The organism is Bordetella genomosp. 10 (assembly GCF_002261225.1).
In the GTDB taxonomy this organism is placed as follows: domain Bacteria; phylum Pseudomonadota; class Gammaproteobacteria; order Burkholderiales; family Burkholderiaceae_B; genus Bordetella_C.
Genome location: NZ_NEVM01000001.1, coordinates 156,047 through 169,797 on the forward strand (window position 1 = coordinate 156,047; position 13,751 = coordinate 169,797).

The window sequence follows — 13,751 nt, forward strand, 5'->3', positions numbered from 1 at the left end:
CGGCCGGCGGCGGTCCGTTGACGGGATGTCAATGTATGTTCGCAAATGAAAATCGCCGAATGTCGTATGCTTGAGCGTACGCAAGGATGCCGGCGGCCGCCACGAACAATGACGACGCCGGCATCCGTTTTCATGAATCCGCTTTTCCCGGCTCGCTTCGTTTTTCCATGCATCGTAGAAAACTGCTGAAGGCCTCCCTGGCCTTGACCGCCGCTACCGGCCTGCCCGCCAGCGCGTTTTTCGCCGCCTCCGCCTACGCCGCCGACCCGACCAAGCGAGGGACCGGCGCGAAGTTCGACTTCAAGCAACTGCAGACGCGCGCCCGCGACCTGGCCGGCGAAACCTTCATCGATGGCCGCCAGAAGCTGCCCGAGACGTTGTCGAAGATGACGCCGCAGCAGTTCAACGCCATCCAGTACGATCCCGCGCATTCGCTGTGGCACGACCAGCACGGCAAGCTGGACGTGCAGTTCTTCCACGTCGGCATGGATTTCCGCCAGCCCGTGCGGATGCATACCATCGACCCGAAGACGCGCGAGGTGCGCGAGATTCCCTTCCGGCCGGCCCTGTTCAATTACGCCGACAGCGGCGTGGACGTGAACCAGCTCAAGGGCGACCTCGGCTTTTCGGGCCTGAAGGTGTTCAAGGCGCCCAACATCGCCAAGTACGACATCGTCTCCTTCCTGGGGGCCAGCTATTTCCGCGCGGTGGACAACACCGGTCAGTACGGCCTGTCGGCGCGCGGCCTGGCGATCAACACCTACGCCGGCGTGCCCGAGGAATTCCCCCACTTCACCGAATTCTGGTTCGAGACCCCGGCCGCCGGCGCGACCCGCTTCGTGCTCTACGCGCTGCTCGATTCGCTGAGCGCCACCGGCGCCTATCGTTTCGACATCGATTGCCTGGCCGACCGCGTGGTGATGGACATCGACGCCTATCTCTACGCGCGCCGCGATATCAAGCAACTGGGCATCACGCCGATGACCAGCATGTTCAGTTGCGGCGGCTACGAACGCCGCATGTGCGACACCATCCATCCCAACATCCACGATTCCGACCGGCTGTCGATGTGGCGCGGCGAGGGCGAGTGGGTGTGCCGGCCGCTGAACAACCCGGAGCGCATCGCCTTCAGCACCTTCCAGGACGAGAATCCGCGCGGTTTCGGGCTGGTGCAGAGCAATCACGATTTCGCCACGTACCAGGACACCGTGGACTGGTACAGCCGCCGTCCCAGCCTGTGGGTGGAGCCGACCACGCCCTGGGGCAAGGGCACGGTGGACCTGATGGAGCTGCCGACCACCGGCGAGACGCTGGACAACGTCGTGGCCTTCTGGAATCCCCAGGAGCCGGTCAAGGCGGGCGCGGAATTGCGCTTCGGCTACAAGCTGCACTGGGCCGCGCTGCCGCCCGTCAAGCCGACGCTGGCGCAGGTGCTGGCGACCCGTTCCGGCATGGGCGGCTTCACGGAAGGATGGGCGCCCGGCGAGCATTATCCGGACAAGTGGGCGCGCCGCTTCGCCATCGATTTCGTCGGCGGCCCGCTGCGCGGCATGGACAAGAACGAACGCCTGGAGTCCGTGGTGACGGTCAGCCACGGCGAGGCGCGCGACCAGCAGATCTTCGCGCTGCATCCCGCGGTCGAGGGTTTCCGCGCGATGTTCGACTGGTATCCGACCGGCGACAGCGTGGACCCGGTGGAGATGCGCCTGTTCATCCGCCGCATCAAGGACAAGAAGGTCCTGAGCGAAACCTGGCTGTACCAATACTTCCCGCCGGCGCCGGACAAGCGTAAGTATCCGGCGTAGGGGGCTTCGGCCTGGCCGGTTCAGACCCCCAGCCAGGCCATGCGGGCGGCCGTGTCGGCGTTCAGGTCCGCCATGGCGCCCGCGTAGCGGATGCGGCCCTGGTCCAGCACATAGGCGCGGTCCGCGACCAGCGCCGCGAAGTGCAGATTCTGTTCCGATAGCAGGATGCTGGCGCCCTGGCGCTTGAGCGCCAGGATCATGGCGGCCATCTGTTCGACGACGACGGGGGCCACGCCTTCGGAAGGTTCGTCCAGCAATACGAGATAGGGATTGCCCATGAGCGTGCGCGCCACGGCCAGCATCTGCTGCTCGCCGCCGCTCATCTGGCCGCCCGCGCGATCGCGCAGGGTGGCCAGGTGGGGGAATTGGGCATAGAGCCGCGCGGCGTCCCAATCGGGGCCGGCCGCGCCGTCGGGCCAGCGGCGCGGCGCCTGGCGCGCCAGGGCCAGGTTCTGGTCGACGGTGAGATCGGTGAAGATGCGGCGTTCTTCCGGCACGTAGCCCAGGCCCAGGCGGGCGATGCGGTGCGCCGGCCAGCCGGCGATGTCGCGGCCCATGAACGCGACGCGGCCCTGGCTGGCGGGCAGCAGCCCCATCAGCGTCTTGATGGTGGTGGACTTGCCGGCGCCGTTGCGGCCCATCAGCGCGACGACCTCGCCGCGCCGCACTTCCAGGTCGATGCCGAAGAGAATGCGCGCGGCGCCATAGCCGCCATGCAGGTCCTGGACCCGCAGCAGCGTTTCTCCCACGGGCGGCGCGGCGGGCGCAGGACGCGGCGCCGGGTCGGCCGGCGCGGCGCCCTGGCCATCCTCGCCGGCGACCCTGTCCGTGAACGTCGCGCCGCTGCCGAAATACACCGCCTGGACCCGCGCATCGTCGCGCACCTGCGCCGGCGTGCCTTGCGCGATGAGCTTGCCGCGGGCCAGCACCAGCAGGCGGTCGGCGTGGGCGAAGACGACGTCCATGCTGTGCTCGGTGAACAGCACCGCCATGCCGCGTTCGCGCACCAGCCGCTGGGTCAGGGCCATCAGCGCATGGCGTTCGGCCGGCGCCATGCCGGCGGTGGGCTCGTCCATCAGCAGCAGGCGCGGCGCGCCGGCCAGGGCCACGGCCAGTTCGACGCGCTTGACGTCCCCGTAGGCCAGTTCGCCGCAGGGCCGCTCCGCCTGGGCCTGCATGCCGACCTGGTCCAGCAAGGCCAGGGCGGCCTCGCGCCGCGCGGCGCGCGCCGGCCGCCAGGCACGGAAGATCTTGCGGTCTTGCGCGAGCAAGGCCGTCTGCACGTTTTCCAGCACGGTCATGCCGGCGAAGGTGGCGGCCACCTGGAAGGTGCGGCCCACGCCCAGGCGCGCGATCGCGCGCGGCGGCAGGCCGGTGATGTCGCGGCCGTCCAGCCGCACCTGGCCGGCCGAGGGGCGAAGCTGGCCGCCGATCATGTTGAAGGTGGTCGACTTGCCCGCGCCGTTCGGACCGATGAGGGCCAGCATCTCGCCCGCTTCCAGGTCGAAGCCGATATCGTCGACGGCCCGCACGCCGCCGAAGGCGCGCGACAGGTGCCTGACTTGCAGCAAGGTCATGGCGCGGCCCTCCGGGCCTCGCCGTTGCGCCACGCCCGCGCCCGCTGCGCGAGGCGCAGGGCATAGCCGGCGATGCCTTGCGGAAAGGCCAGCACCAGCAGCAGGATGGACAAGCCCAGCAAGGCGCGCCAATAGTCCGTCGCGCGGATCGCCATGTCCTGCAACACGGTGTAGACGGCGGCGCCCGCCAACGGGCCGGCCAAGGTCTGCACGCCGCCCAGCAGCACCATCACCAGGGCGTCGACCGATTTGCCCATGCCTATCATGTCCGGCCCGATGCTGCCCTTGGAAAAGGCGGCGAGCGCGCCCGCCAGCCCGGCGAAGACGCCCGCCGCCGTGAAGGCCGCCCATTGCACGCGCTTGACCGGGATGCCGGCGGCCTCGGCGCGCAGCGGCGAGTCGCGGCCCGCCCGCATGGCCAGGCCGAAGGGCGAGAACAGGATGCGCCGCAGCAGCACGGTGCTGGCGGCCACCAGCGCCAGCGTCAGGTAGTAATAGGCGTCGCCGGACAGGTAATCGGCGGGCCAGACGCCGATGATGCCGTTGGAGCCGCCGGTAAAACCGTCCCACTGGAACACCACGGACCAGACGATCTGGGCGAAGGCCAGCGTCAGCATCGCCAGGTAGACGCCGGACAGGCGCACGCAGAACCATCCGAACAGCAGCGCGCCCAGGCCGGCGGCCAGCGGCGCCAGGGCCAATGCCAGCGGCATGGGCAGGGCGGCCGACTTCAGCAGCAGCGCCGCGCCGTACGCGCCCAGGCCGAAGCAGGCGGCGTGGCCGAAGGAATGCATGCCCGCGGGCCCCATGATGAAATGCAGGCTCAGCGCGTAGAGGGCCGCGATCAGCACATCCAGCGCGAGCACCGGCGCATAGGGAAACCAGGGCGCGAGTCGCGGCAGCACGGCCAGCGCCAGCAGCACGGCCAGGCCCAGCGCCTTGAGCGCCGGCGTGGCGGGCCGCAAGGGCGGCTCGGGCGGCGCCGGATTGCGCGCGGCGGCCTGGGGCCGGCCCAGCAGGCCCCAGGGACGCAGGACCAGCACCAGCGCCATCACCACGAATTCCGCCACCAGCGTCATCTTGGGAAAGGCCAACTCCACGCCCGCCACCGTGACCACGCCCAGGCCGATGCACAAGGCCTTGGTTTCCGCGATCAGCAGCGCGGCCGCGTAGGCGCCCGGTATCGAGCCCATGCCGCCGACCACCACGATGACGAAGGCTTCGCCGATCGCGCGCAGGTCCAGTCCCAGGCTGGCGGCCTCGCGCGGCAACTGGACGGCGCCGCCCAGTCCCGCCAGCATCGCGCCCAGCGCGAAGACGCCCGTGAAGAGCCAGGCCTGGTTGACGCCGAGCGCGCCGAGCATTTCGCGGTCCTGGGTGGCGGCGCGCACCAGCGTGCCCCAGCGCGTGCGGGTCAGCAGCAGCCACAGCAGCAGCAGGACCAGGGGGCCCAGCGCGATCAGCACCAGGTTGTAGACGGGGTAGAGACGGTCCAGCAGCTTGACGGCGCCCGTCAGGCCCGGCGCGCGCCGGCCCAGCAGGTCTTCCGGTCCCCACAGCCACAGCGTGGCGTCGTTGATGATCAGCACCAGCGCGAAGGTCGCCAGCAACTGGAACAGCTCGGGCGCGCGGTAGATCCGCCGCAGCAGGACGATCTCCAGCAACGCGCCCAGCGCGCCCACGGCCAGCGCGGCCAGCAGTATCCCCGCCCAGAAGCCCAGCGGCGTGGCGCCGATGCGTTCGACGATGGAATAGGCCGCGTACAGGCCCAGCATGTACAGCGAACCGTGCGCGAAGTTGACGATGCGCGTGACGCCGAAGATCAGCGAGAGGCCGGCGGCGACGAGAAAGAGCGATGAAGCTTCGGCCAGGCCGTTGAGCAACTGCGCCAGGAATCCCGTCAGATCCATGGCCGGGCGATGAACATGATTTCCCCTTGATTCTTGTCGGCGGCGCGGCGGCTTGTGATGTGCGCATCGCGCGTCGATGGCGCGAGTATACGGCCCGGTCCGTGACAACCCTGCCGCTAGCCGGGTTTGTAAAAGGATTAATTCTCGTTTGTATTAATATTAACTGGCGATCCATCACACCCGGGAGGTTCCATGCAGGCCCTCACCTCGCATCTTTCCTTGGCCAGCGCCGCTGGCGGCGGCCTCGCGCGGTGGCGCGGCGCCATCGCCCGCGGCAATCGGGCATTCGAGCAGGCCGACTATCGGCAGGCCCTGGCGCGCTATCGGACGGCGCTGGCGCAGGCCGAGGCCTTGCTGGGCGCCTGCGACGACATCGACGGCGCGCTCGCCGCTTTCGTCGTGGCGCATCACAACCTGGCCGATACCTGGCTGCGCCTGGGCCGCGACGACGAACGGGGCGAGCATCTGGCCGCCGCGCATGAAGCTCTGCACCGCATGATGGCCGACGACGCCATGCCCCCGGCCTGGCGCGAGGCGGCATTGCGCCACAGCCGCGTGAGCCATGCCGAACTGGTCCGTTTCCTGGCCGCCTGCCCCGGGCACGCGCGCGCCCGCGCCGCGCATGCCCTGAATGCCGCGGCGGCTTTCCAGGAGCAGGGCCCGCATTGAGCAGCCACCCGGCGCCCTCGCCGTTATGCCGCGGCGCGCCCCGTCATCGCGGCATGCCGCTTCTCTTCTTATTCCAACGATTCATTCACGCGAACCCGCACTGGAGATTTGCCATGTCCTACACCCTGCCCAAGCTGCCCTATGCCTACGATGCGCTGGAGCCGAACATCGACGCGCAGACCATGGAGATCCACTACACCAAGCACCACCAGACCTACATCAACAACGTGAACGCCGCGCTGGAGGGCGCGGGCCTGCCCTTTCCGCCGGTCGAGGAACTGGTGGCCGGCATCGACAAGCTGCCTGAAGCCGTGCGCGGCGCGGTCCGCAACAACGGCGGCGGCCACGCCAACCACAGCCTGTTCTGGACGGTGATGTCGCCCAAGGGCGGCGGCAAGCCCGCCGGCAAGCTGGCGGCCGCCATCGATGCGGAGCTGGGTGGTTTCGATGCGTTCAAGGAAGCCTTCACCAAGGCCGCCATTTCGCGCTTCGGCAGCGGCTGGGCCTGGCTCAGCGTGACGCCGGCGAAGAAGCTGGTGGTCGAAAGCACCGGCAACCAGGACAGCCCCTTGATGACGGGCAATACGCCCATCCTGGGCCTGGACGTGTGGGAGCACGCCTACTACCTGAAGTACCAGAACCGCCGTCCCGAGTACATCGCCGCGTTCTACAACGTGGTGGACTGGAACGAGGTGGCGCGCCGCTACGAAGCGGCCCTCGCCTGATCAGCGCTGATCAGAGCAAGCTGCGCAAGGCGCCCAGCGCGTCGGTGAGCTGGGCGCTGGCGGCCGACGCCTGCACGGGCGCCGCCGCCGCGGTCTGTCCCAGGCCCGCCGCGCCGGCCAACTGGCCGGTGGAGGCGGCCTGCTTGAGGCGTTCCTGCAGTTGCTGCGTGATCTGCGCCTGCTGTTGCGGCGTCATCGCTTCGAACTGCTCCTTGGTGATGCCCATGCCGGACAGCATGGTGTAGAACATCTGCTGGGGCAGCGAGGACGAGGTGTACTGGCGCAGCGCATCTTCGGCGGAACCGGTCGCCAGGCTGGACGCGCCGATTGAGGACGCGCTGGACGCCGCGTCGGCGCTGGCGATCGACGTCGACACGGTAATGCCCGTGTCGTTGCTTGCCGTGGCATCGGCGTCGCCGGCGGCCGTCGACTGGGTTTGCGCGCTCACGCCCAACGCCTGGGACAACTGCTGCTGGAAGCTGTCGCTGTTCTGCGCATCGTCGGCTGCCGTGATGCCGTGCTTGTGGTTCGAGAACAGGTTGGTCTTGGGAATGATCAGGCCGAGATCGCTCATGGTGCCGCCTTGCGTGTCGCGTCCGCCGCGGGACGCTGGAGCGGGAATTATAGGGAGCGGCGCGGCAAAAGTAGATGAGATTCGACGGCGCGTAACGTTGCGCTCGATCACATTTCTGTAACGGCGCGGGCCTGGACTATTCTTGCAAAGGTCCACTCATCGATCCCGCCATCCGCCCATGCGCCTGCAACTGTTGTCCGACCTGCATCTCGAACACAATCACGACTTCGTCGCCACGCCCGCGCCCGGCGCGGACCTGCTGGTGCTGGCGGGCGACATCGGCTCCTGTCGCGGCGACGGGCCCGCCGACCCGGGCGAGCACGATTTCGCCCTGCGCCAGTTTTCGCCGCGGCACGGCTGGCCCACGCCCGTCCTCTACATTCCCGGCAACCATGAATACGACCGCGTCGATTTCGATGCGGCGCATGCCCGCCTGCGCGAGCTCTGCGACGCGCTGGACATCCGCTGGCTGGAGCGCGAAAGCCTCGTGGTGGACGGCGTGCGTTTCATCGGCACCACCTTGTGGGCCGATTTCGATGCCCTGGCCACCCCGCGCGACGGCATGAAGCAGGTGCTGGACAAGCGCGGCAAGGCCTATCGCGCGGCGGACTTCTACCTGGCCAAGGCCGGCACCGTGCGGGACGGCCAGCCCTTCATGGCCGAGCAGATGCGCGAGCAGGCGCTGGCCTGCCAGGAATGGCTGCGCGCCGCGCTGGCCCGGCCGCACGACGGGCCCACCGTGGCCGTGACGCACTTCGCCCCCACGCTGGCCAGCGCGGACCCGCGCTACGGCGTGACGCCCGGCACCGCGGGCTTCTGCAACAACCTGGATGACTTGCTGCCGATGGCCGACCTCTGGCTGCACGGCCATCTGCATTGCGCCTTCGACTACGTGAAGGACGGCTGCCGCGTCGTCGCCAATCCGCTGGGCTACGAGGACAAGGGCGAGCAGGTGGACTTCCAGCCCCATCGCCTGGTCGAGGTCGCTCCGCGCGCGGCGTCCTAGCTCTCCGCGAATTTCCCGGTCCTGGCTCCCCGCAGCCCGGCAGGGCCGGCCGGAAGGCCTCCGGGGCCAGAAATCCGCAAGCAGTGCCCAAAGCCTGATGAGTTTTCCTGATGATGTAGTCAGAAGAACTCGTCGCGCTCCACGCGCGCTGCCATTACGATATGCGGATTATTCGACCTATCAGGAGACAGAGCATGCGATCGTTCCTGCTCAACGGCGGCCGCGCCCTGCTGGCCGCCGTGGCGTTGACCACGGCCCATTCCGCGTTGGCGGAGTTCCCCGACAAGCCCATCACGCTGGTCGTCGGCAGCGCGCCGGGCGGCTCGAACGATGTGTTCGCGCGCATACTGGCCAAGCGCCTGGGGGAATCGATGAAGGCCACCATCGTGGTCGAGAACAAGCCTTCGGCCGGCGGCATCCTGGCCAACGTCCTGGTGGCGAAGGCGCCGGCCGACGGCTACACGCTGGCGGTCGTCTCCTCGACCTTCACCACCGGCGCGGCGGTGCGCGACAACCTCAGCTACGACCCGGTCAAGAGCTTCACCCACGTCGCCATGCTGGCCAAGGGCCCGCTGCTGGTGACCGTGGGCAAGGACTCGCAGTTCAAGGACATCCAGTCGCTGGTCGCCTATGCCAAGCAGCACCCGGACAAGCTGAACTATGGCTCGTCGGGCACCGGCAGCATCAACCAGTTCGCGTCGGAAATCTTCTGCGAATCGGCCGGCATCAAGATGACGCACGTGCCCTACAAGGGCATGGGGCCCGCCACCAATGACCTGATGGGCGGCCAGATCCAGATGCTGATCGCCAGCGCGCCTTCCATCCTGGGCCAGGTCAAAGGCGGCGCGGTGCGCGCGCTGGGCGTGACGGCCGCCGAGAAGTCGCCCATCGCGCCGGACCTGCCCGCCCTGGAGCAGGTCGGCTACAAGGGCAGCGCCGTGGACCTGTGGTGGGGCGTGATCGGCCCGGCCAACATGCCCAAGCCGGTGACCGACAAGCTCAATGGCGCCATCAACGACGCGCTCAAGTCGGCCGAGATGAAGGACTTCTTCCTGAAGGAGGGCGCCGAGCCCGCGCCCGAATCGCCCGCGCAGTTCAGCGCCTTCGTCACCGAGGAACTGGCGCGCTGGAAACATGTCGCCCAGGCCAAGCACATCAAGGCCGATTGATCCGCGCCGCGGAAGACCGCCATGGACACCTCTTCGTCACCCGCCGCCGCCGTCGCCGTCACGCCCAAGCCGGCCTCGCCGGCGGCGGCGCCGCGCCGCCTGCGCCGCATCCTCTCGCTGGATGACCTGGAGCACGCGGCGCGCCGCCATCTGCCGCCGCCCATCTTCGCCTACGTATCGGGCGGCTGCGAGACCAATATCGCGCGCTACGACAACCGCGCGGTGTTCGACGAATACCGCTTCGTGAGCCGCGTCCTCACCAGCACCTCCAAGCGCAGCCTGCGCACGCGGATACTGGGGCAGGACTGGGCCATGCCGTTCGGCATCGCGCCCATGGGGATGAGCGCGCTGTCGGCCTACCAGGGCGACCTGGTCCAGGCGCGCGCGGCGGCGCAGGCCGGCATTCCGATGATCATGAGCGGATCGTCGCTGATTCCGCTGGAGCAGATCGTCCAGGCGTATCCGCAGGCCTGGTTCCAGGCCTACGTGCCGGGCGAGCCGGCGCGCATCCTGGCGCTGATCGACCGGGTGGAGCGCGCCGGCTACGGCACGCTGGTGGTGACGGTCGACACGCCCGTCAGCGGCAACCGCGAAAACAATACCCGGGCCGGCTTCTCCTCGCCACTGCGGCCCAGCCTGCGCCTGGCGTGGGACGGCGTGACCCATCCGCGCTGGCTGTTCGGCACGGCCCTGAAGACGCTGTGGCGCCACGGCATGCCGCATTTCGAGAATTCGCAGGCCACGCGCGGCGCGCCCATCCTGTCGCGCAACGTCCTGCGCGACTTCGGCGCGCGCGATCACCTGGATTGGAGCCACTTCGACCTGATCCGCGACCGCTGGCGCGGCCGCCTGGTGCTCAAGGGCGTCCTGCATCCGCGCGACGCGGTGCTGGCGCGCGAGCATGGCGCCGACGCCGTCATCGTGTCGAATCACGGCGGGCGCCAGCTCGATGGCGCGGCCTCGCCCATGCGCGTGCTGCCGGCCATCGTCCAGGCGCTGGGCCCCGATTATCCGGTCATGCTGGACAGCGGCATCCGCCGCGGCACCGACGTGCTGAAGGCCCTGGCCCTGGGCGCGCATTTCGTCTTCGTCGGGCGGCCCTTCAACTACGCGGGCGCCATCGCCGGACAGGCCGGCGTGGCGCATGCCATCGACATCCTGCGGCAGGAAGTGCATCGCAATATGGCGCTACTGGGCTTGAACGGGCCGCGCGACCTGGGCGCCGATGAATTGCTGCACGTGGCGCCGGCCGCGCTGTCGCCGGCGGTTCCTGCCTAGCGTTGGGCTCCGGGTTCCGTCATGGGCCCGGACTTTGGGACATGAGGCTAACGAGCCAGGGCATTCCTGAACGGCCCCGCCTTCCTCGAAATAAACTGCCCCCTAAATAATTACGATTCGTATTTTCAAAAACAATCTGCATTGATCTGCATCATTTCAATTTAATTTTTTCCTTTCCGATGTCGTAATCGAACCGCGACTCTATCGGAAATGCGAAATGTTCAAAAAACTCAGCGTCCGGGCCATCCTGACTTCGGCCCTGGCCATTTTTTTCGTCCTGTTCGTGGTGCTCGGCCTGGCCGCCTACCAACAGCTCAATGACAACCGGCAAGCCATCCGCATGCTGCTCGACACCAACGTGACGCGGGCGGACGCCGCGCGCCAGATCGCCGCGGAACTGTTGCGCGGGCGCCTGGCGGTGACCATCGCCATGACGCAGTTGAAGGACGGCGACAAGGCGACCGCGCAGCAGACGGCGGGACGCAGCCTGGCCTATTCCAAGAACGCCGACAGGTTGTCGGCGACCTTGCAGGAGCGGCCGGACACCTCGGAGCAGGGCGGCCCGCTGTTCCAGCGGATGATGTCGACCTACCTGGCGTATCGCAGCCAGGCCTACGAACCGCTGGTGGCCGCGGCCATGGCGGGCGACCTGGAGACCGCGCTGCGCCTGACCGACCAGAAGGTCACGCCCATGGGCGCCACCTACACGCAGGCCATCAATGCCTATGCCGAGTATGCCGCGCAGGTCGGGGCGTCGGTCGCCAACGGGGCCGCCAGCAACATCGCCATCGCGCTGGAAGTGGCCATCGGCGCCGGCGTTTTCGTCGTCCTGCTGATCGCGGGCCTGTTCATCATCTTCACCCGCACCGTGTTCCAGCCGCTGCGCGAAGCCGGCCAGTTGTGCCACCGCATCGCCGACGGCGATCTGACCAACCGCATCGACGTCGGCGCCGACACCGAGATCGGCGCCCTGCGGCGCGCGCTCAAGCACATGCAGGACAGCCTGTCGCGCACGGTGGCGACGGTGCGCCAGAGCGTCAATGAAATCCACGGCGGCGCGCGGGAAATCTCCGCGGGCAACCAGGACCTGTCCTCGCGCACGGAAGAGCAGGCGGCGTCCCTGGAGGAAACCGCGGCCAGCATGGAGGAACTGTCGTCCACCGTGCGGCAGAACGCCGACAACGCGCGCCAGGCCAACCAGATGGCGGTCGAGGCCTCGGACGTGGCGCGGCGCGGCGGCGACGCCGTCGGCCAGGTGGTGGACACCATGCGCGATATTTCCGACAGCTCGCGCCGCATCGCCGAGATCGTCAGCGTGATCGACGGCATCGCCTTCCAGACCAACATCCTGGCGCTGAACGCGGCGGTGGAAGCGGCCCGCGCCGGCGAGCAGGGCAAGGGCTTCGCCGTGGTGGCCAGCGAGGTGCGTTCGCTGGCGCAGCGCAGCGGCCAGGCCGCCAAGGAGATCAAGTCCCTGATCGACGACTCCAGCCACAAGGTGTCGATGGGATCGAGCCAGGTCGAGCACGCCGGCGCCACCATGCAGGAAATCGTCGGTTCCGTGCGGCGCGTCAGCGACATCGTCGGGGAAATCTCGGCGGCGTCGGAAGAGCAGTCGCGCGGCATCCAGCAGGTCAACCAGGCCGTGACGCAGATGGACAGCACCACGCAGCAGAACGCGGCCCTGGTCGAGCAGGCCGCCGCCGCCGCCGGTTCGCTGGAAGACCAGGCGCGCCGCCTGCAGGACGCGGTGGCCGTGTTCAAGCTTGCCACGCACGAGGTGATCGAGGTCTCGGCCGGCGCCTTGCCGGCCGCCCGCGCCATGGCCTTGCCGGCTTGATTGCCGCGCGCGCTTTTCGTCCCTGTTCCCCGGCGCCCGGCGCGGTAGCGGATATGATGCGCGGTATGCGATCCGCCGCTCGCCGCGGGTCTCCACGCCACGGATAAACAGACGAGGAGCCACTCATGAAAAAAACCCTGCAACGCATCGCCGGCCTCGCCTTGTCGGCCGGCCTGGCCGCCGCCGCCGCCGCCGGCGCCGCGCCGGCGGCCGACACGGGCGACTGGCCGTCGCGCCCGGTCACCATCGTGGTGCCCTATGCGCCGGGCGGTTTCGCGGATACGCGCGTGCGCGTCATCGCCCGCAAGCTGGAGCAAAAGCTGGGCCAGCCCGTGGTGGTGGAAAACAAGGCCGGCGCGGGCGGCGTGGTGGGCACCACCTTCATCGCGCGCGCCAAGCCCGACGGCTATACCCTGGGCACCGGCAACCTGGCGCCGCTGTCGGTCAATCCCAGCCTGATGCAGGACATCCCCTACGACGTGGCCAAGGACCTGGCTCCCGTCATCCTCATCGAAAACAGCCCGCTCGTGCTCAGCGTCGGCCCCACGGTCAAGGTCGACAACGTGCAGCAACTGATCGCGCTGGCCAAGAAAGAGCCGGGCAAGCTGACTTTCGGTTCCTCCGGCGTCGGCGGCGCGCACCACCTGTCCGGGGAAATGTTCCGCGAAGCGGCGCATATCGACATCATCCACGTGCCCTACAAGGGCGGCAGCCTGGCCGCCACCGACCTGATGGGCGGCCACATCACGATGATGTTCGAAATGGGCTACTCCGCGCTGCCGGCCATCCAGGGCAAGAAGATCCATCCCCTGGCGGTGACCTCGGCCAAGCGCCTGGCGGTGCTGCCGGACGTGCCGACCATGGCCGAGGCGGGGTTGCCCGGCTTCGAGTCCTATAACTGGCAGGGCATCATCGCGCCGGCCGGCACGCCCGCGCCCATCATCGCGCGCCTGAACCGCGATCTCAACGACATCCTGCGCGACCCGGAAATCGTCAAGGCCATCAACGACACCGGCAGCCAGGCCGGCGGCGGAACGCCGGAGGAATTCGGCGCCTTCATCCGCAGCGAGACGGCCAAGTGGGCCAAGGTGATCAAGGAAGGCAACATCACGCTGCAGTGACCGCGGCGGGACCCGGGGCCGGCGTAGCACCTGTGCGCCGGAACGTGTCCCAACGTGTCCGCGGCGCGGTGCGGCGC

Annotated in this window: 11 protein-coding genes; 8 read left to right on the forward strand and 3 right to left on the reverse strand. The window is 68.6% G+C overall.

What is annotated here, in order from left to right; all coding sequences use genetic code 11:
- Positions 1 to 167: 167 nt before the first annotated feature.
- Positions 168 to 1,805 (forward strand): glucan biosynthesis protein, encoded by a 1,638-nt coding sequence (locus CAL29_RS00730; RefSeq protein WP_094852626.1) that lies wholly within the window; start codon positions 168 to 170, stop codon positions 1,803 to 1,805.
- 20 nt (positions 1,806 to 1,825) lie between these two features.
- On the opposite strand, the gene CAL29_RS00735 is transcribed toward CAL29_RS00730, so the two are convergent.
- Positions 1,826 to 3,382, reverse strand: a complete 1,557-nt coding sequence (locus CAL29_RS00735; protein WP_094851105.1) for an ATP-binding cassette domain-containing protein — start codon at positions 3,380 to 3,382, stop codon at positions 1,826 to 1,828.
- Positions 3,379 to 5,292: an ABC transporter permease gene (locus CAL29_RS00740; RefSeq protein ID WP_094851106.1), complete on the reverse strand. Its 1,914-nt coding sequence runs from the start codon at positions 5,290 to 5,292 to the stop codon at positions 3,379 to 3,381. The genes CAL29_RS00735 and CAL29_RS00740 overlap by 4 nt, the downstream gene beginning before the upstream one ends.
- Before the next feature lie 192 nt (positions 5,293 to 5,484).
- Between CAL29_RS00740 and CAL29_RS00745 the strand changes: the two genes are divergently transcribed.
- Both CAL29_RS00745 and CAL29_RS00750 read left to right on the forward strand, forming a co-directional pair.
- Entirely contained in the window at positions 5,485 to 5,961 is a 477-nt protein-coding gene (locus CAL29_RS00745) for a hypothetical protein (RefSeq protein ID WP_094851107.1), read from the forward strand.
- Positions 5,962 to 6,074: 113 nt separating this feature from the next.
- Positions 6,075 to 6,686: a superoxide dismutase gene (locus CAL29_RS00750; protein WP_094851108.1), complete on the forward strand. Its 612-nt coding sequence runs from the start codon at positions 6,075 to 6,077 to the stop codon at positions 6,684 to 6,686.
- Between the two features lie 10 nt (positions 6,687 to 6,696).
- Here CAL29_RS00750 and CAL29_RS00755 read toward each other — a convergent pair whose 3' ends face one another.
- Positions 6,697 to 7,260, reverse strand: a complete 564-nt coding sequence (locus tag CAL29_RS00755) for a hypothetical protein (protein WP_094851109.1) — start codon at positions 7,258 to 7,260, stop codon at positions 6,697 to 6,699.
- 178 nt (positions 7,261 to 7,438) lie between these two features.
- Here CAL29_RS00755 and CAL29_RS00760 point away from each other — a divergent pair, with 178 nt between their 5' ends.
- From CAL29_RS00760 to CAL29_RS00780, 5 genes are all read left to right on the forward strand, one after another.
- Entirely contained in the window at positions 7,439 to 8,266 is an 828-nt protein-coding gene (locus tag CAL29_RS00760; RefSeq protein ID WP_094851110.1) for a metallophosphoesterase, read from the forward strand.
- Between the two features lie 194 nt (positions 8,267 to 8,460).
- Entirely contained in the window at positions 8,461 to 9,435 is a 975-nt protein-coding gene (locus CAL29_RS00765) for a Bug family tripartite tricarboxylate transporter substrate binding protein (protein ID WP_094851111.1), read from the forward strand.
- Between the two features lie 21 nt (positions 9,436 to 9,456).
- A complete protein-coding gene (locus CAL29_RS00770; RefSeq protein WP_094851112.1) occupies positions 9,457 to 10,713 on the forward strand; it encodes an alpha-hydroxy acid oxidase in 1,257 nt (418 codons plus the stop codon).
- 217 nt (positions 10,714 to 10,930) lie between these two features.
- Positions 10,931 to 12,553 carry a methyl-accepting chemotaxis protein gene (locus CAL29_RS00775; protein WP_094851113.1) on the forward strand — a complete coding sequence of 541 codons (1,623 nt, stop codon included), beginning with the start codon at positions 10,931 to 10,933 and terminating at the stop codon, positions 12,551 to 12,553.
- A gap of 125 nt (positions 12,554 to 12,678) precedes the next feature.
- Positions 12,679 to 13,674 (forward strand): Bug family tripartite tricarboxylate transporter substrate binding protein, encoded by a 996-nt coding sequence (locus CAL29_RS00780; RefSeq protein ID WP_094851114.1) that lies wholly within the window; start codon positions 12,679 to 12,681, stop codon positions 13,672 to 13,674.
- Positions 13,675 to 13,751 lie beyond the last annotated feature (77 nt).